General features: G+C 39.8%; 20 protein-coding genes, 2 pseudogenes and 1 riboswitch. Of the genes and pseudogenes, 14 read left to right on the top strand and 8 right to left on the bottom strand.

Features of this window, described 5'->3' with window-relative positions; genetic code table 11:
• Positions 1-38 precede the first annotated feature (38 nt).
• The 3 genes from I593_RS10705 to I593_RS10695 are packed head-to-tail and all read left to right on the top strand — an operon-like array spanning position 39 to position 2,287.
• Positions 39-1,043 carry an isopenicillin N synthase family dioxygenase gene (locus I593_RS10705; RefSeq protein WP_026440963.1) on the top strand — a complete coding sequence of 335 codons (1,005 nt, stop codon included), beginning with the start codon at positions 39-41 and terminating at the stop codon, positions 1,041-1,043.
• Positions 1,040-1,942, top strand: coding sequence for a hypothetical protein (locus I593_RS10700; protein ID WP_016167590.1), 903 nt, complete (start codon positions 1,040-1,042; stop codon positions 1,940-1,942). The genes I593_RS10705 and I593_RS10700 overlap by 4 nt, the downstream gene beginning before the upstream one ends.
• Positions 1,943-1,957: 15 nt before the next feature.
• Positions 1,958-2,287, top strand: a complete 330-nt coding sequence (locus I593_RS10695) for an SMR family transporter (protein WP_026440964.1) — start codon at positions 1,958-1,960, stop codon at positions 2,285-2,287.
• A 90-nt stretch (positions 2,288-2,377) separates the two neighbouring features.
• Here the strand turns inward: I593_RS10695 and I593_RS10690 are convergent, their stop codons facing one another.
• The 8 genes and pseudogenes from I593_RS10690 to I593_RS10660 form a co-directional block, all read right to left on the bottom strand.
• Positions 2,378-3,400, bottom strand: a complete 1,023-nt coding sequence (locus tag I593_RS10690; protein ID WP_016167588.1) for an ABC transporter substrate-binding protein — start codon at positions 3,398-3,400, stop codon at positions 2,378-2,380.
• 18 nt (positions 3,401-3,418) lie between these two features.
• Positions 3,419-3,856 carry a CopG family ribbon-helix-helix protein gene (locus I593_RS10685; RefSeq protein WP_016167587.1) on the bottom strand — a complete coding sequence of 146 codons (438 nt, stop codon included), beginning with the start codon at positions 3,854-3,856 and terminating at the stop codon, positions 3,419-3,421.
• Positions 3,857-3,859: 3 nt separating this feature from the next.
• Entirely contained in the window at positions 3,860-3,991 is a 132-nt protein-coding gene (locus I593_RS21000; protein WP_016167586.1) for a hypothetical protein, read from the bottom strand.
• 274 nt (positions 3,992-4,265) lie between these two features.
• The gene (gene uca, locus I593_RS10680; RefSeq protein ID WP_016167585.1) at positions 4,266-7,871 is read right to left on the bottom strand and encodes an urea carboxylase; all 3,606 of its coding nucleotides are present in this window, start codon (positions 7,869-7,871) and stop codon (positions 4,266-4,268) included.
• 5 nt (positions 7,872-7,876) lie between these two features.
• Positions 7,877-8,527 (bottom strand): urea amidolyase associated protein UAAP2, encoded by a 651-nt coding sequence (locus I593_RS10675; RefSeq protein WP_016167584.1) that lies wholly within the window; start codon positions 8,525-8,527, stop codon positions 7,877-7,879.
• 18 nt (positions 8,528-8,545) lie between these two features.
• Positions 8,546-9,289, bottom strand: a complete 744-nt coding sequence (locus I593_RS10670; RefSeq protein WP_016167583.1) for an urea amidolyase associated protein UAAP1 — start codon at positions 9,287-9,289, stop codon at positions 8,546-8,548.
• A 29-nt stretch (positions 9,290-9,318) separates the two neighbouring features.
• A riboswitch (guanidine-I (ykkC/yxkD leader) is annotated at positions 9,319-9,415 on the bottom strand.
• A gap of 160 nt (positions 9,416-9,575) precedes the next feature.
• Entirely contained in the window at positions 9,576-10,640 is a 1,065-nt protein-coding gene (locus I593_RS10665) for a diguanylate cyclase (protein WP_016167582.1), read from the bottom strand.
• Between the two features lie 52 nt (positions 10,641-10,692).
• Positions 10,693-11,212: pseudogene (locus I593_RS10660) on the bottom strand (IS5 family transposase); the annotation flags it as partial.
• 262 nt (positions 11,213-11,474) lie between these two features.
• On the opposite strand from I593_RS10660, the pseudogene I593_RS20090 reads away from it, so the two are divergent.
• The 11 genes and pseudogenes from I593_RS20090 to I593_RS10610 form a co-directional block, all read left to right on the top strand.
• Positions 11,475-11,612 (top strand): annotated as a pseudogene (locus I593_RS20090) (IS982 family transposase); the annotation flags it as partial.
• A 224-nt stretch (positions 11,613-11,836) separates the two neighbouring features.
• Complete coding sequence (locus I593_RS10655) at positions 11,837-12,736, top strand: bile acid:sodium symporter family protein (protein ID WP_016167581.1); 900 nt, start codon at positions 11,837-11,839, stop codon at positions 12,734-12,736.
• 116 nt (positions 12,737-12,852) lie between these two features.
• Positions 12,853-13,755 carry a 50S ribosomal protein L11 methyltransferase gene (gene prmA / locus I593_RS10650; protein WP_016167580.1) on the top strand — a complete coding sequence of 301 codons (903 nt, stop codon included), beginning with the start codon at positions 12,853-12,855 and terminating at the stop codon, positions 13,753-13,755.
• A gap of 18 nt (positions 13,756-13,773) precedes the next feature.
• Positions 13,774-14,655, top strand: a complete 882-nt coding sequence (locus I593_RS10645) for a DUF3426 domain-containing protein (RefSeq protein ID WP_016167579.1) — start codon at positions 13,774-13,776, stop codon at positions 14,653-14,655.
• Positions 14,656-15,047: 392 nt separating this feature from the next.
• Positions 15,048-15,317 (top strand): DNA-binding transcriptional regulator Fis, encoded by a 270-nt coding sequence (gene fis / locus I593_RS10640; RefSeq protein WP_001086304.1) that lies wholly within the window; start codon positions 15,048-15,050, stop codon positions 15,315-15,317.
• Positions 15,318-15,410: 93 nt separating this feature from the next.
• Positions 15,411-16,985, top strand: a complete 1,575-nt coding sequence (gene purH, locus I593_RS10635) for a bifunctional phosphoribosylaminoimidazolecarboxamide formyltransferase/IMP cyclohydrolase (protein ID WP_016167578.1) — start codon at positions 15,411-15,413, stop codon at positions 16,983-16,985.
• A gap of 127 nt (positions 16,986-17,112) precedes the next feature.
• Positions 17,113-18,396 (top strand): phosphoribosylamine--glycine ligase, encoded by a 1,284-nt coding sequence (gene purD, locus I593_RS10630; RefSeq protein WP_016167577.1) that lies wholly within the window; start codon positions 17,113-17,115, stop codon positions 18,394-18,396.
• 886 nt (positions 18,397-19,282) lie between these two features.
• A complete protein-coding gene (locus I593_RS10625) occupies positions 19,283-20,158 on the top strand; it encodes a MetQ/NlpA family ABC transporter substrate-binding protein (RefSeq protein ID WP_016167576.1) in 876 nt (291 codons plus the stop codon).
• Positions 20,159-20,230: 72 nt separating this feature from the next.
• On the top strand, positions 20,231-21,256 hold the full coding sequence (locus I593_RS10620) for a methionine ABC transporter ATP-binding protein (protein WP_016167575.1): 1,026 nt from the start codon (positions 20,231-20,233) through the stop codon (positions 21,254-21,256).
• On the top strand, positions 21,253-21,948 hold the full coding sequence (locus tag I593_RS10615; RefSeq protein ID WP_016167574.1) for a methionine ABC transporter permease: 696 nt from the start codon (positions 21,253-21,255) through the stop codon (positions 21,946-21,948). Before I593_RS10620 ends, I593_RS10615 begins: the two co-directional genes overlap by 4 nt.
• Before the next feature lie 74 nt (positions 21,949-22,022).
• Positions 22,023-22,670: a hypothetical protein gene (locus tag I593_RS10610; RefSeq protein WP_228130579.1), complete on the top strand. Its 648-nt coding sequence runs from the start codon at positions 22,023-22,025 to the stop codon at positions 22,668-22,670.
• Positions 22,671-22,747: the final 77 nt, after the last annotated feature.

Below are 22,747 nucleotides of genomic sequence, written 5' to 3'. Positions count from 1 at the left end.
TGAACAATATGTTGGACGACCAACTTTTGGTGATGATCATGCAATCGGATTATGTGTTACCACTGGTAGAAATTTCAAAACTCAACAGCCCACATTTGGAAGATCGTTTATCTGTTGCGCAGGCACTCGATCAAGCCTGTAAAGAGGTCGGATTTTTATATTTAAAAGGCGAGCAATTCCAACCCGAACTTTTTGAAAATTTATGTCGCATCAGCGCACAATATTTTGCTCGTGATCAGCAAAGTAAAATGCAGCACTACATTGGTTTTTCTGAAAATCATAGCGGCTATGTTCCGATTGGAGAGGAACAATTTGTCAAAAATGTCTATGACCTTAAAGAGTCTTATGATGTGAATTATGACTATTTGGGCACAGAACAACGACGTCCTTTAGTGGGACCAACCCAGTGGCCTAAAAATGCAGAATTTAAACTACATGTATCGCAGTATTATCAACATCTAAAAGATATTGGTCAGCAATTGTTCCAATGTTTTGCCTTAGCCTTAGACTTAAAGGAAAACTATTTTGATGCGCATATTGCCCATGCACCAAGTCAACTGCGACTGATTCACTATCCGTTCAATCCGCAGGCACAAGACCAAGAAGGTATGGGAGCACATACCGATTATGAATGTTTTACCTTACTCCTTCCGACAGCTCCCGGTCTACAAGTTCTGAATAAACAAGGGGAATGGATCGATATTCCCTTACTCGAAAACACACTGGTCATGAACATTGGTGACATGATGGAAATTCTGTCCAATGGGCGTTATTTGGCGACCAAACATCGCGTCAAAAAAGTTCAACAAGAGCGCTACTCGTTCCCGCTGTTTTTCTCTTGCGATTATGACTATGTGATTCAGCCTGTGATTGAAACAGATCAACCCAAATATGCCCCTTTAAGTGGCGGAGAACACCTGTTTAACCAAACGGCGCAAACCTTTCATTATTTAAAAGAAAAAGTCGCTTCTGGCGAAATTGTGCTGAACAATGCCCGTCCGTTGTATTCCTTTGGTCTAAATGAACACAAGGAAAAGCTATGAATTTAATCAATTTATGTGCAGATTTATCAGCTAAACTTTTGCCGACAGATATAAGCACTGTAGAGCTGCCTTTAGCATTGCTCGGTGCGTTTAGACGCAAAAGTATTAGTTTTTTTAATGGTCAAACGGATGAAAAAACCATCGTCTATTGGTTTCAATCCAAATCTTTTACCATTGATTTAAGACTGAAAGATATTGAGCTTACGCCTGTGTTGCAACGTCAGGGCTGGCTTGGACAAACTCTCTGGGATAGAGAACAACAAGTCTTATCTTGGCAAGTCGATTCAAATTCCAATTACCAAAATCACATTCAATGGCCAGAACCCGCAACCTTACATTGCATCGGCAACTGTATTTTGGAATTCTCTCCTAGCAATGCCTATGTGGAGGATTGGCGTCAACAAGCCAATCAAGGTTTATACCTTGGTTTACGTTTAGAAAAAGCTGTTCATCTTAAATCGAATGCTTCAGTTCAACTGGATGCAGGCTTGATTATTTGTGGTGACTTGGTGGCTTATGCACAGTCTCGACTTCCGCAAAATCAGCAAGCCATTCTACCTTTCAGCAATTTGATTGAAGCACATCAAGCAGGTATTGATTTAGAGCAAATCAATCAATTGGAAGTTTCCGTAGGTTCGTTATCTTCAGGTGTACAATTCAGCACCCAAAACCATCGCTTGCAGCAGCTCTTTTCACTCGAAGGCTTCGAATATATTGGGGAAAATCAGCTTAAGCAAGTCAAAGAAATTGAAGGTAAAACCTATGCCTTATATTTCAAGATCGACATCTATCAACCCCATTATCAATTCCAAACGCAAACCTCTACTACAGCAGCCAGTCACACTTGGCTTACACAAGAAGCTGAGCATCTGTTACATCATGCTCAAGCGACCTATTAAGCAGGTGATTTCTTGATTGCATTCATTTACTTAAGCATTGCGATTATTGCTGAAGTGATTGCCACTTCAGCATTAAAAGCATCCCAAGGTTTTAGTATTCTCATCCCTTCTTCAATTACAGTCGTAGGCTATGCGATTGCCTTATATTTTTTGTCTTTAACCTTAAAAACCATTCCTATGGGCATTGCCTATGCGATTTGGTCGGGGGCGGGCATTATTTTAATTTCGTTGGTGGGATGGTTTGGCTTTAAGCAGCAATTAGATGTGCCTGCACTGATTGGTTTGGCTTTAATGATTTCTGGGATTTTAGTGATTAATATCTTTTCACAAAGCACCCATCTTTAATGTAAAAATTGCATGACCGAAACATCGCCATGCTGTATCTCAAAATGTAAAAGCCCAGAACATTTCTGGGCTTTTACTCGTATAGATGACTTATTTCAACCCTTCAATCAATGCGGGATAAATTAAACCATTGACATCCATTTCAGTTTTGTAGATACCATTACTGACATTAAATTTATTCACATGATACGTCGAACCATAAATGGAATCGAAGCCTGAACCTTTGGTAAACACCTTCTTGTTTGCAGCTAAATCCAGTAAATGTGTCCCACCAATAAATTGTTCATATTGCTGCGGATCCACCCCAACACGGTTCGACATAATCTTGACCGCATCTGCATGAGTTGCAGGGTCATTAATATATTTAACGGTTTTATCCCAAACCTGAATTAATTTAGACCACTGTTCTTTGTTGGCGGCCAAATGGCTCATATTCACGGTTAAAGTATCGTAAATTAGACCCGGTTTATCTTTTGAGGTATAAATAATTTTAGACCCAGCAACTGATTTTAATGCCTGATTGGCAACAGGTTGCCATACTGCAATCGCATCTACACTATTACTTGCAAAAACTTGCGGCAATTCGTTGGTCATTGAATTGACCAGTTTTACATCTGATAATGAAATTTTGGCATCATCCAAAGCAGTTGATAATAATAGATGATCCACTAGCCCTTTTTCAGTCGCAATCGATTTCCCTTTTAAATCTGCAATGCTGTTTATGCCCTCTTTGGCAATAATCACGTCATTCCCCGCAGAATAATCGGTTGCCATAATCATGATGCCTTTGGTTCCGCCCGATGCTGTAACCAAATTATCGCCATTGGTCACCAAAACCGCATCTAACTGGTTCGCTGCAAATGCCGAAAGCGATGCTGAATAATCAAACCATTTAAATTCGACATTTAAGCCCGCTTCTTTTAACCAGCCTTTTTCAATGGCAACTTGCCAAGCCACAAAACCCGGCCAGTCACTATAACCAATGGTCATCGGTTGACTCGTTGCCGTAGTCTCTGATTTTTTTTCTGCTTCAGGCACTTTGGCGGTATTGTCACAACCTGAGAGTAAAATACCCGCAACTACTGACATTGATAACACTGCTTTTTTCATCATTTTCAGGTTCCCCTTAGATTATTCAACATTTTGTGGAATTGGTGGCATCACCGCATCCATCAGTTCAAGGTGTCCGTTAATGACCCCTTTCAAGGCAATAAATTGCTGGCTCATTAACTTTAATTCGGCGCTTTTGCCCTGCATCAGCATCACTTCCATAATTTTTTGCTCATCCAGTTGGATATGCAGCGAGCTAATGACTTGTTCTAAATATTGTTGTTGCAAATCCATTAACTGAACTCGCAATGACATAGAACTGGCGTCATACAGCAAGGTCAATGTGCCGACCATGACCGAATTTTGCCGTTCTTCTTCTGCAATTAAGTGCTTGTGAATCATGTCTACAATGGCTTGCGAGCGGCTTTCATAGCATTGATCAACAATTTTCTGATCCAGTGCACTTAAAGTACTCTCAGGTACAGTGACACTGATTCGGGCAAGTTTAGGTTTAGCCACAATTTACTTCCGCAATGTTTCAGGATGATGAGGGTCTTGCTTGACATAAAAACCCGCGCGAACGCTAATTAGCTCCAGTAAAAACTGTTTAAAGAGCTGTGATGTCGACTTATCTTTATTCTGTGGCTTTTGCATCTGTGGCTCCTCTTTGGTATTACCAAATTCGAATTTTGTATTACTCGAATAAATGCAGAAAGCGTGCCAATCCACTCCATCAAAATAGAAACGAAAACAAGAAAAATTGCTTGAAATTTGGGCAAAATAAATCAAATCGCGCTGTTATGGAGCTTTAAATTAAAGAACAGTTTTTCAGGGAAAAATCATGAGAGAAATTCGGCTGAATCTTTAAATGCAAAAGCCAGCGCGATCACGCACTGGCTGTTTAGATTTGATAATTTTGAGATAAGATCTAAGCCACAGGTGCCAATGTAAACAGTACTTGCCCTGTTTTCACGGTTTGCCCTTTTTCAATGGTAATGGCTTCGACTTTCATTCGTTCAGGTGCCAAAATTGGAATCTCAATTTTCATGGCTTCAATTACTGCCAAAGTCGCCCCTTCTTCAACCACATCACCCATCTGACATTCAATTTTCCAAATCGAACCGGGCATGTGCGACTCCACTGCACAGCCACCATCAGGAATTAAAACTGTTTCACCATCATCCACCGTATCTAAACTTTCAGATACATATTCTGCCAAACCTGCTTCATGCCAGCGACGGCGCTCGGCTTCAAAGTTACTTTGTTGCGTGTGCTTAAATGCTTGGATAGTTTCAGCATGATCCTGCAAGAATTGGTTGTATTCTTTCAGGTTTAATACACCTTCTTCTACGCGTAGATTTAAACGTCCTGCTTTAAAATCTTCACGCATCTGCATCAATTCAGCTTCAGACACTTCATAGAATTTAATCTGGTCAAAGAAGCGTAGTAACCACGGCTTACCCTCTTCAAAATTCGCATTTTTACGGTAGCGACTCCACATCTGCGTGGTACGTCCCACAAATTGATAACCGCCCGGTCCTTCCATGCCGTACACGCACATATAGGCACCACCAATACCAACTGCATTTTCAGGTGTCCAAGTTCGTGCAGGGTTATATTTGGTGGTCACTAATCGTTGCCGCGGGTCTAAAGGTGTTGCCACTGGTGCACCCAAATAGACATCGCCCAGTCCCATCACCAAATAACTGGCGTTATAGACCACATCTTTTACCGCCTGTTTGGAGTCCAAACCATTAATACGGCGAATAAACTCGATATTATCTGGGCACCACGGTGCATCGGCACGCACAATTTGGCTATAGCGTTCGGTTGCCAATTGGGTTTGTGAATCTTCCCATGCCAAAGGCAAATACACTGTGCGTGATGGCACCTGCATTTCGGCTATATTGGGCAGTTGTTCTTCAGCCACTTCCAGCAAACGCAGTAAATCGGTTTGATCCAGTACCAAACAATCATAATGGATTTGTAATGAGCGAATACCCGGAGTTAAATCAATAATGCCCTTAATGTTCTGCTCTTTCATCCATTGCATTAAGGCATGAATACGGAAGCGCAGATTCAAATCCAGCACCAGCTCACCATATTCCACCAGCAGGTAATGGTTCCCCGCAGGACGATAGACCACATCTGGACGTGTACCATCGCCTTTAAAGGTATCTAAAATTACATGGTTTAAAGTAATTTCCTCTGCTTGAATGACTTGCTCGTAATGAATACTTTCAGGAGATGCCGCATCCAGCATGGCTTGATAGTTTTGATTGAGCTGCTTGGCTTGGTGATAGCTGACTGGTACAAATTTAACTTTATCCCCGGCTTTCAGTTGACCCAATTTCCACAATTCAGAATGAATCACCACCGCTGGACAGACAAAGCCGCCCAAACTCGGACCATCTGGACCCAAGATAATCGGCATATCCCCCGTAAAGTCGATCGCACCAATAGCATAGGCGTTATCGTGAATATTTGATGGGTGTAAGCCCGCCTCACCACCATCTTCCCGTGCCCATTCAGGTTTTGGTCCAATCAGACGAATGCCTGTTCGACTTGAGTTAAAATGGACTTCAAACTCATGTTCAAAGAAAGTTTCAATATCCTGATTGGTAAAAAAGTCAGGCGCACCGTGCGGACCATACATCACCGCAATTTCCCAATGCGAATTGAATGCTGTAATTTGCTCCTGATTTAAAGCGTGTAAAGGCTGATCGCTAAAAGATGTGATTGGCAACATATCACCGACCAATAAGTTACGCCCTGCATGACCACCAAATTGCCCTAAGGTAAATGTGGCTTGCGAGCCTAAATATTCAGGGACTTTAAAGCCGCCTTTGACCCCAATATAACTGCGGCAGCCCGTGCTAATTTTGCCGCATTTCAGAACTTGCCCTTTCTTCACATTCACGGTTTGCCACATTGGAATGCTCACGCCATCTAATGTGCTTAGCATCTCGCCGCCCGTAAGCACAATTTGACTGTCGCAATGGAATTTCAGACTTGGACCTTGCAGGGTACATTCCAAACCCGCAGTATTTTTCTCATTACCCAACAGTTGATTGGCAACATTCAAAGAAAATGGATCAATCGCCCCTGATGGTGGGACTCCCACATCCCAATATCCCAAGCGTCCTGTAACATCTTGAATCGAAGTTTGAATACCAGCCTGTAACACTTCAATCTTTTGGGTTTTCCAAGTAAAGCTATTTAAAAAACGCGTGGTTTGTGTGCCTGCTTGGAACACTTCTCCTGCCACAATGTTCTGCAAATATTCGAGGTTGGTTTCTATTCCTGCCACTTGGGTGTTTGCCAGTCCTGCACTCATTGCTTGAATTGCAGCATCACGATCTGTAGCAGTCACAATAATTTTGGCAATCATCGGGTCATAATAGGAAGAGACATTCGAGCCTGTTTCTACCCAAGTTTCAACACGACAATGTGGATCAAATTCAACTTCAGTTAAAAGTCCTGCACTCGGCTGAAAGTTTTTGATCGGGTCTTCGGCATATAAACGCACTTGAATAGAATGCCCTTTAGAGTCTAAAGCCGAAGTCGGTGCAACCCAATCACCACTGGCTAAAGTCACCATCCATTCCACCAAGTCCACAGCATAAACCTGTTCAGTCACGCCATGTTCCACTTGTAAACGGGTATTCACTTCCAAAAAGTAAAACTCTTGGGTATCGGTATCCATCACAAATTCAACTGTACCCGCAGAACGGTATTGCACCAATTGCATCAGTTGTATAGCGACTTGTTGCAGATAATCACGTTGTTCATCCGACAAATGCGGTGCAGGTGTTTCCTCTATCACCTTCTGGTTACGGCGTTGCACCGAACAATCACGCTCACCCAATGCCAAGACCTGACCTTGGCCATCGCCAAAGATTTGCACTTCAATATGACGGGCATTTTGCACAAATTTTTCTAGATACAAGCCTGCATCTTTAAAGTTAGCTTGTGCCAAATAAGATACTGTTTGATAAGCGTCTTTTAGCTCTTCGGCATTCCAAACCAACCGCATACCAATCCCGCCACCGCCTGCGGTGCTTTTAAGCATCACGGGATAACCAATCTTTTCTGCTTCTGCCAAAGCTTCCGCTTCATCAGCCAACAAGCCACTCCCCGGCAAAAGTGGCACTTGACTCTGAATCGCCAGTTCACGCGCAGTATGCTTTAAACCAAAACTGCGCATTTGGGCAGAAGTCGGACCAATAAAGGCTATTCCTGCGGCTTCACATAAGTCACAAAACTCGGCATTTTCCGATAAAAAACCATAGCCGGGGTGAATCGCTTCCGCCCCTGTTTGCTGTGCAACTTGCAGGATTTTTTCAATATTTAAATAACTTTGACTGGCAGGTGCCGCACCAATACATACCGCTTCATCCGCCATGGTCACATGTAAAGAATCACGGTCGGCTTCTGAATACACAGCAACCGATTGAATCCCTAATTTTTTGAGGGTTCGAATCACTCGGCAAGCAATCGCACCACGATTCGCAATCAAAACTTTATTAAACATGGTGCTTACTCCGCAGCTTCACGCACAATCAGTTGGATAGGCGTTGGGTTATAGGCATTACACGGATTATTTAGCTGTGGGCAATTTGAAATCAGCACAATTAAATCCATCTCTGCTTGAATTTCCACATATTTTCCTGCAGCGGAAATACCATCCTCAAATTTCAAATGTCCTTCAGGGGTAACGGGCACATTCATAAAGAAATTAATGTTCGGACCAATATGACGCACATTTAAACCATGCTTTAACGCCACAGGGTGTTTCGCTAAGGCATACATAAAATTATTGCGGCAACTATGCATCGGGTAAGTGTCATGCGCATAACGAACTGTGTTGCTTTCACAAGAACAGGCACCACCGAGTGTGTCATGCCGACCACAGTTATCATCGTGGATGATCGCCATCGGGCGCGCCAAGTTACTGTATAACGTGGTGCCTTTTTCTAAATAAATCTGACGATTCATCGCCAAGGTATCAGTTGCGCTATAGCGTTCTTCTGGGTTTTCAGCACTGATAAACAAAGTATCCACCGCCTGATTGCCTTCTAAATCGACAATGCGGAAGTACTGTCCTTTTTTCACTTCGCACATCCATGCTTCACCCACAGGGCACACTTCACTTAACACTGTTTTTTCAAAGTTTTGTAATACTGTCATGACTGTTCTCCCGAGTTCTTAGCAAGCATCAGATAATGCGAAATAACGTGCATTGTTTTGAAATGCACGCTGATTTTGGGCGCATGAATCACGACAGATATCATGTTCATTTAAAGGATTGGCTTTAAACAGAGAAAGTTGAATGTCCGCAGGTTGATAAGTAGGATTTTGGTCTAAAGCATGTGGTGCAGCAGATAAGAACACCAAACAATCCATTTCAAAGCGCAGTTCAATCACCTGATCAGTATTGTCAGCAGTCACATAAGAGAGTTCGCCCGCATCATTCGGAGCAACTTTGGAAAATAAATTCAGGGTGGCACTTAAATCAGTCTGTGCTAATGAAAATTTTGCCATTTCCACCAATAAGCCATCTACACCACTTTGATACATGGCATTGCGTGCAGCTTGAAAGTTCTGTTTACCATATTGCGCTGCAATCTGCTCGGCACGACTTGCACCACATAGCACATCATTCCAACCATGTTCATCTGTAACTATCGAAGCCATGACACGTCCAAGGTCTGAATACAGCACATGTCCTGCGCTTAAATACGCGGTATGTTGCCCCTTTAAACTGTCTGGCATATTAAAGCGCTCTAATTTATCGGCAGCATTAACACAGAACAGTGAAACATTGGCATGTTTAGAAAGTGCTTTAAAACGGAGAATTGCACCTTTTTGAATACGTCCCGACCAGTGATGCCCGCCCGGCAAAACCTCAGTCCATAGTGTTTGGTTATTGTGATATTGCTGTAAGCCCATTGCTGTTACCTCTTCGGTGGATTCGCATGACCTCCCGGGCTTTTATCCCTCCGTGTAGTTCTTTCGAACCGTGAACTCTCGGTCTCAGACATACGCGTGCGTATCGGAACCCTAGATCACATTTTTCATAGTCATGATTAAGCAAAGGCTGTGCCAACTTAGTATTACGTTTTTTATCATTCATAATACTATTTTTGAGCGAAGATGATGCAAAAATAAAAAAAGGTGCTTTTTTGCACCAGAATTAAAACAATTCACCCTAAAGGCTGTATTAAAATGATTTCTATTAACTCATTTCACAAATATATTGCACGCCATCACGTCCTTGGCGTTTTACTTCATATAAAGCCTGATCTGCCATCTTCAGCCAGTCCGTTGTAGAACCTGCTGCGGCTGCCGAGGAAATTCCAATACTGATACTCATGCGAAAGTTCGAATTACTCGGTAAACGAAAATGTCGGACTTTATCCAAAATGGTTTGAGACAATTGCATAATTTCCTGTGAACTGCTGTCCATCACAATCACTGCTAACTCATCACCACCAAATCTGGCAGGTATATCTTTGCTTTGAATCGATTCTCTTAAAATATTCGACAGTTCAATCAGGACATAATCTCCCATTTCATGTCCATAGGTATCATTAATGTCCTTAAAATGATCTACATCGATTAACATTAAATGAGCCGTACTATTTCCACGTTGTATCTGTACAAAAGTGCTGGCTAAACGCTGTTCAAACAAACGGCGGTTGGGAATATGCAAACGCGGATCCATTAAGGCAATCCGTTCAAACTGCCGATTTTTTTGGCTCAGATTGGTAGAAAGCTTCCGAGATAAAATACTCAAGGCAATTAAGTACAAAGTCGCCAATGGAATGGTGAGCCATACCGTATGCGGACTAAAAGTGAAGGTTAGAGGCATACCAACCAACAACCAAACGCCAATCAAAGAGACGGTAAATCCTAAAATTGAAGGAGCTAAAAGTTTCCATCCCCCCGCAGCATAACGATCTGCAATAAATACAGCCAAAATAATAAAAGATGGCATGGGGCTTAAACCCATCACACCAATCCAAGCCCCACCAAACATGGTATCTACAATCAAGCTGGTTTGTTCAGTTTTCACAGGATCGTCAGATCGTTGACTAATTAAATAGGCGAAACTTGGCCAAACAAAAGCATTTACTGTCAATAAAATGAAATAGCTACTTTCATAATGCATATCCCGTAATACAGAAAAAATAGGAAAAAAACACAAAATCGTTCCAAGCTGTCGCATAACGAAAATTCTTTTCAGGAATTTTTTCGTTCGCGTTTGTAATAATTCTTCATCAGGAACGATATAAGACATATTTAACCTTGAGTCTGTTGACATTTCATAATGTTAACCAAATAAATATACGTGTGTTGTATTTCTTTGGAATCTTCGCTGTTGTGGATGTTCTTTCTATTTCCTCTCTCAAAGCTTTCGAGTCACATCCCTTATCAGCGCTAAGAACATCGGTATCTGTTAAATCTATTTTATCAACCAATGCAAGAGCAACTTTCACATCATGAGTTGTGCCATCATGAATAAGAAATTGAATTGGGTTCCCATTTTAATCTACAGCTAAATGGATTTTAGTACTGTTTCCACCGATGCTCCTTGAAATAGCTTGATCCTTGAGTCCTGTAACATGTTGATGTGCTCGAATACGGCTAGCATCAAGAAATACCCATTCTAGATCAGCATCTTTTGAAAATAACTTAAATATTTTTAATACCTTATTATCTTTAGACCATCGGGTGAACCGTTTAAAGATCATATTGGATTTACCAAAGGATTCAGGTGTATCCCTCCAAGGACATGATATAAATACCAAAATTATGGACAATAGATTTCAGCTTTAAGCAGTGTTGAGCAGTCAGCATTGGTTGATGCATAGCGAGAAGTCGATTTGGTTTGGCAATTGAATTTTACTTTCTCGCTATTTTTTGCACAGTAAATGTCAACAGGCCCTCGTCTTTACTTGAACGTGTAATTTTTTTCATGATACAGATACCAAGTATAGTGAATTTTTGTCAGCTCAAAATGTTAGGTTTATTAAAAGCCAATTTACTTTATATATCAGATGTGATTGTTTTATACATCTAGATGCAAACTGAATTTACTATCGACAATATAAATATCTTAAAAAAATCATGTAAAAGTCAATACAATTTAGTGACGAGTAAAGCACGTAGTGTTCATAGATTTCTAAGTGGGATTTATGCATCGTTATGCGCATATCAATTAACTCAACGAAATAAGCCAAAAATTCAAATTATGGAATCCTTGGCTTAAATAGGATTCGGGTTAGTTATAAAGCCTATATACCCTGCTTAAACCAACAAATTTTGTGCATGAATGTCATTTGCTACGTTTATGCATATACTATGATCAAATTAATTGTGTATTGCTTAAGCAAAAGCTCCACACAAAAATAACCATAATTTCAAGTAAAAACTCAGGATCGAGTTTTTACTGATTTTTTTAAAAATAAATCAATTTAATAATAGGAATAAAGAATGGATGCAGGATTAATTACCGTTGTTTTACCACTGGCGTTAGCAATTGTCATGATGGGTTTAGGTCTTGAACTCACTCCAAAAGATTTTGCGCGTGTCACACAACAACCCAAAGCCGTACTCATTTCACTTTTTAGTCAACTTTTCTTACTTGTAGGGATAGCTTTCCTGCTCTGTAAGCTTTTTGCATTACCACCTCTGCTTGCCGTAGGTTTAATGTTGCTAGCAGCTTCACCTGGCGGAAGTACCGCCAATTTGTTTAGCTATTTATTTAAAGGTGATGTGGCTTTAAATATTACCCTAACAGCAATTAACTCCGTGCTCGCAGCAGTAACGCTACCCATAATTGTAAATTTCTCGATCAATTATTTTATGAATGACGGACAGCAAGTTAGCCTACAGTTTAGTAAAATTATTCAAGTATTTGGCATTATTATTGTGCCTGTATGCATCGGAATGCTTATTCGTCATTTTGCACCGAATTTCACACACAAAATGAATAAACCTGTGCGCATCTTTGCAGTTGTATTCTTAATTCTGATTATTGTTGCTGCCTTTATTAAAGAGCGCGCTCACATCATGGAATACTTTGCCCAAATTGGTGCGGCAACAATTGTTTTCTGTATCATCAGCTTGTCTATTGGTTATTTCGTACCTCGTGTTATGGGTGTACATACAACGCAAGCACGTGCCTGTGCTTTTGAAATTGGCATTCATAACGGTACATTAGCCATGACGATTGCCCTTACAGTTCTGGAAAATACCACCATATCTATACCAGCAGCGGTATATTCAATATTTATGTATATCATCGCCGCAGGATTCGGCATGTTATTAAATAAATTTGATCGTGCTACAACACCAATCAATGAAAGTGATTCACTCAAACTCGAATCTTAATCATAAATTTAATCAGGATGTCTCGGCATCATTTTTACAGTTATATGAAAGTGTAGCTGTAAGTGCTGCTCTCAGTTACAATATGCGCTTTATAAAAGCAAAGTTTGGGTTATTCCGTGAAGTGGTTACAAATTCATATTACTGTTGATCAAGCACAAGTCGATTTTACAGAAACATTATTAAGTTCTTTGGGCGCAGTGAGCGTGACTTTGGACGATGCTGAAAATCAGGACTTACTTGAGCCACTTCCGGGTGAAACACCACTTTGGAATAAAGTGATTGTGACTGGTATTTATGCACAAGAAGAAAATGAAGAAATTGAGGTCGCTGCATTAGAAACCTTCATTCGTACACAAATGCCTGATGCACCTTTGCGTAGCGAGTTCTTAGAAGATCAAGTTTGGGAACGATCTTGGATGGATTACTATGAACCAATTCAAATTAGTGAAAAATTCTGGATTGTGCCTGAATGGTTAGAGCCACCTGAAGCAGATGCTGTGAACATTAAACTTGATCCAGGTCTAGCTTTTGGTACGGGTAACCATGCCAGCACGTTCCTTTGTTTACAATGGCTTGGCAAAACCGACCTCAAAGATAAAGTCGTAATCGATTACGGATGTGGTTCAGGTATTCTGGGTGTCGCAGCATTATTATTGGGTGCTAAAAAAGTCTACGCCACAGATATTGATCCACAAGCGGTATTGGCGACTCAACAAAATGCTGAGTTAAATGGTGTAATCGACAAAATTTTTGTGGGATTACCTGATGAGTTTAATGAAACGTTTGGCAGCCAAAAAGCTGATGTATTAGTGGCAAATATTTTAGCAGGTCCACTAATGGCTCTTGCACCAGAGTTTGCAACTTTAACGAAATATGAGGCAGAGTTCGCACTTGCAGGTGTAATTGAAGAGCAAGTTGCTGATGTTTCTAGTATTTACTCAGAATTTTTTGATATATTAGAAGTTGAAAAACGTGAAGAAAACTGGTGCCGTATTTCAGGCAAACGCCACAAAGCCTAACTATCTAACTTAAAAACTATGAGCGAAAAACAAACCAGCTGTCCTGAGTGTCTAACAATTTATCGAGTCTCTGTGGCTCAACTGACTGTTGCTCAGGGCATGGTTTGTTGCCCAAAGTGTTCAACCACGTTTAATGCTTTAACACATTTGATTAATCAGTCGTTCGGACAACTTTCAAATTATCCAGCTTCGGATGATCAATTTAATTCATCCAGCCAAGACAATGATTTTCGTCCGCAAATGTCGAATATTGCTTTTGAGCATTCTTTGTCGAATCGCCAGCAATTACTTGAGATTTTTGATAGAAAAATTGAGCACTCAAATATTGATCTAAAAACATATTTGAACAATCTCAATTATTTTAGTACCGATCCAATCGGTAACTTCCCTGCCCTTAACCTTGCAGAAAAAGATCACGACAGCAAACCTCGTAGCCCTATGTATTATGTCATGTGGGGTATGATTAATATTGCTCTCATCCTATTATTGTTATTCCAATTCTTTTGGTTTAATCCTCAATACTTAAGAAATAGCCCTAAATTAGCCGCGAGCTTTAATCAAGTTTGTGCTTTGTTCAAATGTGAAATACAACAAGAAAACTATACCCTTATTAGCGTCACTAAAATAAAAGCCAAGCGTATTGAAAAAAACAAAACTCTATTTATAGGTGAATTAATCAATTATCACGATAAGAGTCTTCCTTTACCAACCCTAAAGGTTATTTTACGTGAACAAGGAACAGAAACTGGTAACTTTACACTTCAACCCAAAGAATATTTGGCAGACAACTTGGTCGGTATTGAACGCATCCCTCAAAAAAGGCCTTTTAAAATCCATTTTGAGCTTCCAGTCGATCGAAAAAGCTTTGATGACTATAGTTTAGAAATCATTGGACCTTAAAAAATGAAAAAACTACAAAAAAAGTAAAAAAAAAGTAAAAAAAATGCACTTTTCTTGCTCACTTTTTCTAAGACAATGGTATCATACGCGCCACGAAAGCTTTGTGCTGCAAACTCCTCGCTAATTTTCACAACAACTACTAGTTTTGCCAATGCGCTTTATTCCAGATAATGCGTAGGGTATCTATTTTTTGTTTTGATTTTGATCAGTAACAAATATTAAATTATTGTTACGTATGTTTTTTGATCAATATAGCTGATTTGTGGCAAGCTAAATGTACGAGTTTTAGAACTCCTCGTTTTAGGATCTAAAACGGAGTTCATTTATTTTTTATAGACAACATTAATATATCGCTTTACCCAAGCGGTATCTGATTTTTCGGATTAATTCGCATGAATAGCAAATCTCCTATTTTTACTGCACAATCTGATGTTGCTCTACGTATTCACGTAGATCGCGCAGTTCGCCATTACTTTGCTCAATTGCAAGGCGAGCAACCTTCTCAGGTCTATGACATGGTGCTAGCAGAAATGGAGAAACCTCTTTTATCTGTAGTTCTTGAGTATACACGTGGTAATCAAACACGCGCTGCCGAGATTCTAGGACTGAACCGTGGTACTTTACGTAAAAAGTTGAAAGCTCACGGTTTAATGAGTGAATAAATGATAAAATGCTTGCGGCTTCCGCGGGCATTTTTTTTACCTGCTATTTTTAGCTTTTTTTTGTTTTAATCCTTGATAACTGTGACGAAGATCATGACCATTAAACGCGCATTAATCTCTGTTTCCGATAAAACTGGCATTGTTGAGTTCGCTCAAAACCTTTCTGCTCTAGGGGTAGAAATTTTATCAACTGGTGGTACATATAAGTTGCTTAAAGACAACAATATCGCTGTAGTTGAAGTTTCAGAGCATACTGGTTTCCCAGAAATGATGGATGGGCGTGTAAAAACTTTACACCCAAAAATTCATGGCGGTATTTTAGCTCGTCGTGGCCTAGACGAAGCGGTAATGGCTGAACACAACATCGATGCGATTGACCTAGTGATTGTGAACCTTTATCCATTTGCTGCAACAGTCGCTAAACCAAACTGTTCACTTGCTGATGCGATCGAAAACATTGATATCGGTGGCCCGACAATGGTTCGCGCCGCTGCGAAAAACCATGCATCTGTTGGTATTGTGGTAAATGCATCTGACTATGACACTGTTATTGCTGAGCTTAAAGCAAATGGTGCGCTGTCTTATGAAACTCGTTTTGATTTAGCAGTAAAAGCTTTCGAACACACTGCTCAATACGACGGCATGATTGCTTCTTACCTAGGTGCTCGTGTGGGCAAAGCAGAAGGTGAGGCAGACAAGTTTGCACGTACTTTCAATACGCAATTAAATAAAGCTCAAAATTTACGTTACGGTGAAAACCCGCATCAATCTGCTGCTTTCTATGTTGACCCTGCTGCAACTGAAGCTTCTGTTTCAACTGCAAAACAACTTCAAGGTAAAGAGCTTTCTTATAACAACATCGCAGATACAGATGCTGCACTTGAATGTGTAAAATCTTTCGCTAAACCAGCGTGCGTAATTGTCAAACATGCTAACCCATGTGGCGTTGCAGTTTCATTAGATGGCATTCAAGCAGCTTATGATCTTGCGTATGCAACTGACCCTGAATCTGCTTTCGGTGGCATTATTGCATTCAACCGTGAACTTGATGTAGCAACTGCACAAGCAATTGTTGACCGTCAATTCGTAGAAGTCATCATTGCACCAAGTATTGCTGAAGGCGTACTGGAAGTGACTGGCGCAAAGAAAAATGTTCGCGTATTAGTTTGTGGTGAATTACCAGCAATTGATGAACGTGCTCCACAGTTAGACTATAAACGTGTGAATGGTGGTTTATTGGTTCAAGACCAAGACTTAGGTATGATCACCAAAGATGATCTTAAAGTCGTAACTAAACGTGCGCCAACTGAACAAGAAATTGATGACCTAATTTTTGCGTGGAAAGTTGCGAAATATGTGAAATCTAATGCAATTGTTTATGCAAAAAACCGCCAAACAATTGGTGTAGGTGCAGGCCAAATGAGCCGCGTAAACTCAGCACGTATTGCAGCCATTAAAGCTGAACATGCAGGCTTAGTGGTTGAAGGTGCTGTAATGGCTTCTGATGCATTCTTCCCATTCCGTGATGGTATTGATAATGCAGCAAAAGCAGGCATTAAGTGCATTATTCAACCAGGTGGTTCTATGCGTGATGAAGAAACGATTGCTGCTGCTGATGAAGCGGGCATCGCAATGGTCTTCACAGGTATGCGTCATTTCCGTCATTAATTTCGGATTTCGACTGTAATGACTTTGTCATTCGTATTAATTAAAACAGATTTCTAAATCTTGCATAAAGTCTTCGGCGCTTCAGCGGAAGACTTTATGTCATTTTCGATTCATGGAGTATGAACCGATGAATATTTTAGTTTTGGGTAGTGGCGGTCGTGAACATGCTTTGTCATGGAAAATCGCTCAAGATGAAAAAGTAGCTAAGGTATTTGTTGCTCCTGGTAATGCAGGAACTGCAACTGAAGATAAATGCGAAAACGTTGCATTAGATATTCAAAATAATCCTGCAATTATTGAATTTGCTCAAAATAATGCAGTTGATTTAATTGTAGTTGGTCCAGAAGCTCCGCTGGTCAATGGTGTGGTCGATGCATGCCGTGAAGCGGGTCTTAAAATTTGGGGGCCAACTCAATTTGCTGCACAGTTAGAAGGCTCAAAAGCTTTCGCCAAGCACTTCTTAAAGCGCCACAATATTCCAACTGCATTTTACGATGTGTTCATTGAAGTCGATGCAGCGAAAGCTTACGTGACAGAACATGGCGCTCCTATCGTAATTAAAGCTGACGGTCTTGCTGCTGGTAAAGGCGTAATTGTTGCAATGACCAACGAAGAAGCATTTGCAGCAATTGATGACATGTTGGCTGGAAACAAATTTGGTGACGCAGGTTCTCGTGTAGTCATTGAACAATTCCTTGCCGGTGAAGAAGCATCTTTCATTTGTATGATCGATGGTGACAACATCCTACCAATGGCAACTTCACAAGATCACAAGCGTATCTTTGAAGGCGATCAAGGTCCAAACACAGGTGGTATGGGTGCATACTCTCCTGCCCCAGTGGTTACTCCTGAAGTATTTGACCGTGTCATGGCTGAAATTATGCGTCCAACTGTGGAAGGCATGAAAAAAGATGGTCATGTTTACACAGGCTTCTTATATGCAGGCCTTATGATTGATGAACAAGGTTCACCTCGTGTAATCGAATTTAACTGTCGTTTTGGTGACCCTGAAACACAACCGATTATGATGCGCTTAAAATCTTCGTTGGTCGATTTGGTTGAAGCTGGTATTGCAGGCAATCTCCCAGCAGAAGCGGAATGGGACGAACGCAAATCGATTGGTATTGTACTTGCAGCAGAAGGTTATCCTGAAACAGTTCGTAAAGGTGACGTTATCTCTGGTCTTGGCCAATCTCCAGAAAACACTAAAATCTTCCATGCAGGCACAGCAATGAGCGCTGACGGTCACATCTTGACTGCGGGTGGTCGTGTTTTATGTGTAACTGCACTTGGTGATACCGTACTTGAAGCGCAAGTCAATGCTTTAGAAGTTTGCGGTCAAGTTACATTTACAGGTATGCAATATCGTACAGATATTGGTTATCGCGCGATTGCACGTGAAAATGCTTAACTCGCATTCATACGGTAGTAGAAAACCCGCTAATTTGGCGGGTTTTTTTAATTTTATCATTATTTAGAAAGGCTGTAAGTCAAACAAAAAATTCATGCTTCATTCAGTATGTTCAGCTCTTTTTTAACATCTAGCTCAGAGAATCATGGAATTGATAACGAACTTGAAACTTTGATTTTAAGCTCCCGTGGTGACATTCAAAACCAATTTTTACAAATGTAACTGAAATATCGCTTTAGATTTCTTAAATCAAACAATTCATGGCTTTAATTGAACACCACGAATCCAACTTTAGTCTGATATATAAAATAAACTAATCCCGCGGACTCATCATAAATATTCCAACCTTTAATTCCAATACATAAAAAATATAATAGTTTCAAAGTATTAAAACAATTAAATACTTTCAATTTTCATCAATTATTCATTTTTCGTATGTCTATTGGATAAAATCTTATAAAGCATAATATTTCAGCATAATTAACAAATTCAACAGATTAATTTAAAACAATATATTGTTTTTATTGTTATTTTATTTAAAACCTGCATTTTCTTTTGCGACTAAACAGATAAACATTGCATTCTTATTCACTATATTGAATATAGTTTTATTGTTATCATAGCGTAACTTTTTAAGACTTCAAAAGCTGTTTCCACAGTAATACGATGTGATTTCAATATCATAACGTGTAAATTTTGAATTGCTTAATACGAAATTATTTTGGTCTTGTTGGGATGAAGCGAACTTTTAGCTTGGTATATAGCTAGAAATCGCAAAGTACCGAATTTTTATCAGACAACTTCATTCATTGTGAGCATCAGATATTTATTTAGCATGTCTTTATAATGTGAAACGATGGAATGATGTCTGTACTAGGAAATATTCATGAAAAAGCTATTTAGCGTTTTATTGAGTGCATCTGTGTTAACACTCAGTGCCTGCAGCAAACAGGAAGCTCCTGCTACTGAAACCAAAACCGATGCGGCAACAACTACAGAACAAACTGTAGTCATGGCTTCTACTGGCTCTGACGCTGATATCTGGCGTTTCATTGCAACCCTTCCTGAAACAAAACAAGCAGGCATTAAGCTTGAAGTGAAAAACTTTACTGACTACGTGGCAATGAACACTGCTGTAGCCAATAAAGAAATCGACATTAACGCATTCCAATCTTACGCTTACCTTGTTGCCTTCAATGCCAACAATAAAGATAAAATTGCACCAGTTTCTACGACTTACCTTGAGCCTATGGGTATTTATTCAAGCAAAGTGAAAAAGCTTGATGAATTCAAAACTGGTGCAACAATTGCTATTCCAAATGATGGTGCAAATGAATCACGTGCATTATTATTGCTTCAATCTGCTGGCTTAGTAAAATTAAAAGCTGGTTTTGATGATGTGAAAGGTACACCTGCTGATGTTGTCGAGAACAGCAAAAATATCGTGATTAAACCAATTCAAATGGCTACGGCTGTTCGTGTTAAAGACGAAGTAGATGCAATTGTATTGGGCAACACCTTGGCTATGGAAGGTGGTTTAAATGTATTGAAAGATGCGATTTACTACGAGCCAGTTGACCAAACTACTAAAATGAATGTTAACGTTTTAGCGGTAGCAGAATCACGTAAAGATGACCCTGTATTGAAGAAAGTAGGTGAGCTTTACCACACTAAAGCTGTAGAACAATATGTTCAAGAACACTTTGGTGGAACTAAAATTGATGTAAACAAACCTGTTAGCTATCTTACCGAAAGCAAATAGTAATATAATGCTGCAAACAAAACAGGCAAAGTGACTTTGCCTGTTTTTTCATTTTGTACAGTTTTTGACGCTATGATTGAATTTAAAGACATTTCAAAACACTACGAGCTCAAAGGTCAAACCATACGTGCTCTGGATAACATTAATCTGACTATTCCAGATGGCAGTATTTTTGGCATTATTGGCTATAGTGGTGCAGGTAAAAGTACCTTAATCCGTCTGATTAATTTGCTTGAACGTCCTACGCAGGGTCAGGTCATTATTCGTGGCACCGACTTTACAGCACTGGATGCACGTTCATTACGTCAAGAACGTGCAAATATCGGTATGATTTTTCAGCACTTCAATTTACTGCAAACCAAAACGGTTGCAGCCAATATTGAAATGCCACTGAAGCTTTTAGGCTTTTCCAAAGCAGAAAGAGAAAAACGCCTGAATGAACTACTCGAATTTATCGATCTGAAGCATAAAAAAGATGCTTATCCAGATGAACTTTCTGGTGGTCAAAAGCAACGCGTCGGTATTGCGCGTGCATTGGCAAATCATCCAAAAATCTTACTTTGCGATGAAGCAACTTCTGCACTTGACCCACAAACCACAAAGTCCGTTTTGGCCTTGCTAAAAAAGATCAATCAGGAACAAGGTATTACCATTGTTATGGTCACCCATGAAATGGATGTGATTGAATCAGTTTGTGATTATGTTGCTGTAATGGAACAAGGCAAAGTGATTGAAACAGGTCCTACCCTTGATATTTTCAGTCAGCCGCAACATCCAACGACCAAAAATTTCATTCAAACTGTTTTACAGCAACAATTGCCGATTAATATCCTTAATAATTTAGAGAATCAAAATCAGCATAGTATTTATAGCTTGCAGTTCTTAGGGACTTCAGCGCAAGAAACTGTAGTTCAAGCTGCAATTAAACAATTTGATATCAGTTTGAATATTTTATTTGCCAACATGACCGAAATTAACGGTTCTGTCATTGGGCAAATGTTTGTTCAGTTATTGGGCGATCCAAACATCATTCAAGACACCATTGCCTTCTTTGAACAACACGGCGTAAAAGTTGAACAATCTGGAGTCTGCGAATGAGAGATTTAATCGTACAATGGCTGACAGACCTCACAGCACCTTTCTGGCATAGTTCACTCAGCATTGACCAATTTGTCACTGCCATGCAGGAAACTTTCCACATGGTGTTTTTTGCAATGCTATTTGGTTCAATTTGGGGCTTTATTCAAGCCATTACCTTATTGGTAACACGTCCAGATGGTATTTTGCCAAATCGTGTCGTGTATCACTTACTCAATCCAGTTGTGAATGCCCTACGTTCATTGCCATTTATTATCTTACTCATTGCGGTAATTCCACTCACAAAAGTGCTTGTAGGGACTTCTATTGGTACATGGGCTGCAATTGTTCCCCTCACCATTTATGTAGGACCTTATATTGGTCGTCTGATTGAAACCTCACTTTTAGAGGTGAATGAAGGGATTATTGAATCTGCTCAAGCAATGGGTGCGAGTCCTTGGCAAATTATTTTCAAGTTTATTGTGCCTGAAGCACGCAGTTCGCTTATTTTAAATTTAACCACGGCCACCATTAGCCTGATTGGTGCCACTGCAATGGCAGGTGCTGTAGGTGCTGGCGGTATTGGTGACCTTGCTATTTCTTATGGTTACCAACGTTTTGACACCAGTGTGGTGATTCTCACTGTCATTGTATTGCTGATTTTAGTTCAGTTGGTACAAAGCTTAGGTGATTGGCTGTCTCGTTTAAGATAAAACCAATCTTTTAAAGCTCCCGAAATGGGAGCTTTTTTCAGGTCTAAAATTTATATAATCAGCATAACAACAAAATGAATTCAAACTTAACCATGAAAATAAACACGATATTAATGAGTCTCTGTGTACTTTCGACTATCAGCCATGCAAATGCGATTTCTTATAATTATGTCACCAGTATCAAAGTGAATCAGATTGAACTGAATGCTCCCGTATCGGCAGATCAAATCAACAAATTGGTTAAAACAGAAAGTACTAAAACTCATAGAACTTATTCAGAATGCACAGGAAATTATGAATACAGCCTGAATCCATCTTCTAATCAAGCCCTAACCTTTGAAATTTTTGCAGAAGATAATCCTCAAATCAAAAATGAACAATTTTATCAGGATAAATCTAATTTCAAGCAATTGGGGCAAACCAAAGGTCGCGTGTGGTTAACTTGGAACAACAGCAAAGACATGAATGATAAAATAGTTGTGAACAACACTCAAATTACACCGCAGTATACATTGCAGCAATTTAAACAAGATTTTAAACACAGTGCACAAAGTATGAACCCCAAAGGAGATGCTCAAGTCCTGATTTTAGAAGTCGAGCAAGTCAAAGAATTCATGAAACATCCTGAAGATTTTAGCCCACCTTATACGGCCTATCTCAATTTCAGTTTTAAAAATGGAAAACTTGCACAATTCTCGATTCAGCAAGCGCTTGCATGTTAAAGCCTATCAAATCATTTCAGCTCATTTCTTTAAGCAAGCAAAGAAATGAATTATCAATTCAGGTACGACAAAATAAA

The organism is Acinetobacter tandoii DSM 14970 = CIP 107469 (assembly GCF_000400735.1).
In the GTDB taxonomy this organism is placed as follows: Bacteria; Pseudomonadota; Gammaproteobacteria; order Pseudomonadales; family Moraxellaceae; genus Acinetobacter; species Acinetobacter tandoii.
The sequence above is the reverse complement of the archived record's forward strand: the minus strand, read 5'-3'. Positions and strand labels throughout refer to the sequence as shown.

What these genes read in the sequence shown, in the direction of transcription:
- I593_RS10700 (WP_016167590.1), top strand. Translation starts at nt 1,040, where the DNA reads ATGAATTTAATCAATTTATGTGCAGATTTATCAGCTAAACTTTTGCCG.
- I593_RS21000 (WP_016167586.1), bottom strand. Translation starts at nt 3,991, where the DNA reads ATGCAAAAGCCACAGAATAAAGATAAGTCGACATCACAGCTCTTTAAA.
- I593_RS10620 (WP_016167575.1), top strand. Translation starts at nt 20,231, where the DNA reads ATGATTGAATTTAAAGACATTTCAAAACACTACGAGCTCAAAGGTCAA.
- I593_RS10610 (WP_228130579.1), top strand. Translation starts at nt 22,023, where the DNA reads ATGAATTCAAACTTAACCATGAAAATAAACACGATATTAATGAGTCTC.
- uca (WP_016167585.1), bottom strand. Translation starts at nt 7,871, where the DNA reads ATGTTTAATAAAGTTTTGATTGCGAATCGTGGTGCGATTGCTTGCCGA.
- I593_RS10705 (WP_026440963.1), top strand. Translation starts at nt 39, where the DNA reads ATGCAATCGGATTATGTGTTACCACTGGTAGAAATTTCAAAACTCAAC.
- fis (WP_001086304.1), top strand. Translation starts at nt 15,048, where the DNA reads ATGAATAGCAAATCTCCTATTTTTACTGCACAATCTGATGTTGCTCTA.
- I593_RS10675 (WP_016167584.1), bottom strand. Translation starts at nt 8,527, where the DNA reads ATGACAGTATTACAAAACTTTGAAAAAACAGTGTTAAGTGAAGTGTGC.
- I593_RS10690 (WP_016167588.1), bottom strand. Translation starts at nt 3,400, where the DNA reads ATGATGAAAAAAGCAGTGTTATCAATGTCAGTAGTTGCGGGTATTTTA.
- I593_RS10615 (WP_016167574.1), top strand. Translation starts at nt 21,253, where the DNA reads ATGAGAGATTTAATCGTACAATGGCTGACAGACCTCACAGCACCTTTC.
- I593_RS10655 (WP_016167581.1), top strand. Translation starts at nt 11,837, where the DNA reads ATGGATGCAGGATTAATTACCGTTGTTTTACCACTGGCGTTAGCAATT.
- I593_RS10670 (WP_016167583.1), bottom strand. Translation starts at nt 9,289, where the DNA reads ATGGGCTTACAGCAATATCACAATAACCAAACACTATGGACTGAGGTT.
- purD (WP_016167577.1), top strand. Translation starts at nt 17,113, where the DNA reads ATGAATATTTTAGTTTTGGGTAGTGGCGGTCGTGAACATGCTTTGTCA.
- I593_RS10625 (WP_016167576.1), top strand. Translation starts at nt 19,283, where the DNA reads ATGAAAAAGCTATTTAGCGTTTTATTGAGTGCATCTGTGTTAACACTC.
- I593_RS10645 (WP_016167579.1), top strand. Translation starts at nt 13,774, where the DNA reads ATGAGCGAAAAACAAACCAGCTGTCCTGAGTGTCTAACAATTTATCGA.
- purH (WP_016167578.1), top strand. Translation starts at nt 15,411, where the DNA reads ATGACCATTAAACGCGCATTAATCTCTGTTTCCGATAAAACTGGCATT.
- I593_RS10665 (WP_016167582.1), bottom strand. Translation starts at nt 10,640, where the DNA reads ATGTCTTATATCGTTCCTGATGAAGAATTATTACAAACGCGAACGAAA.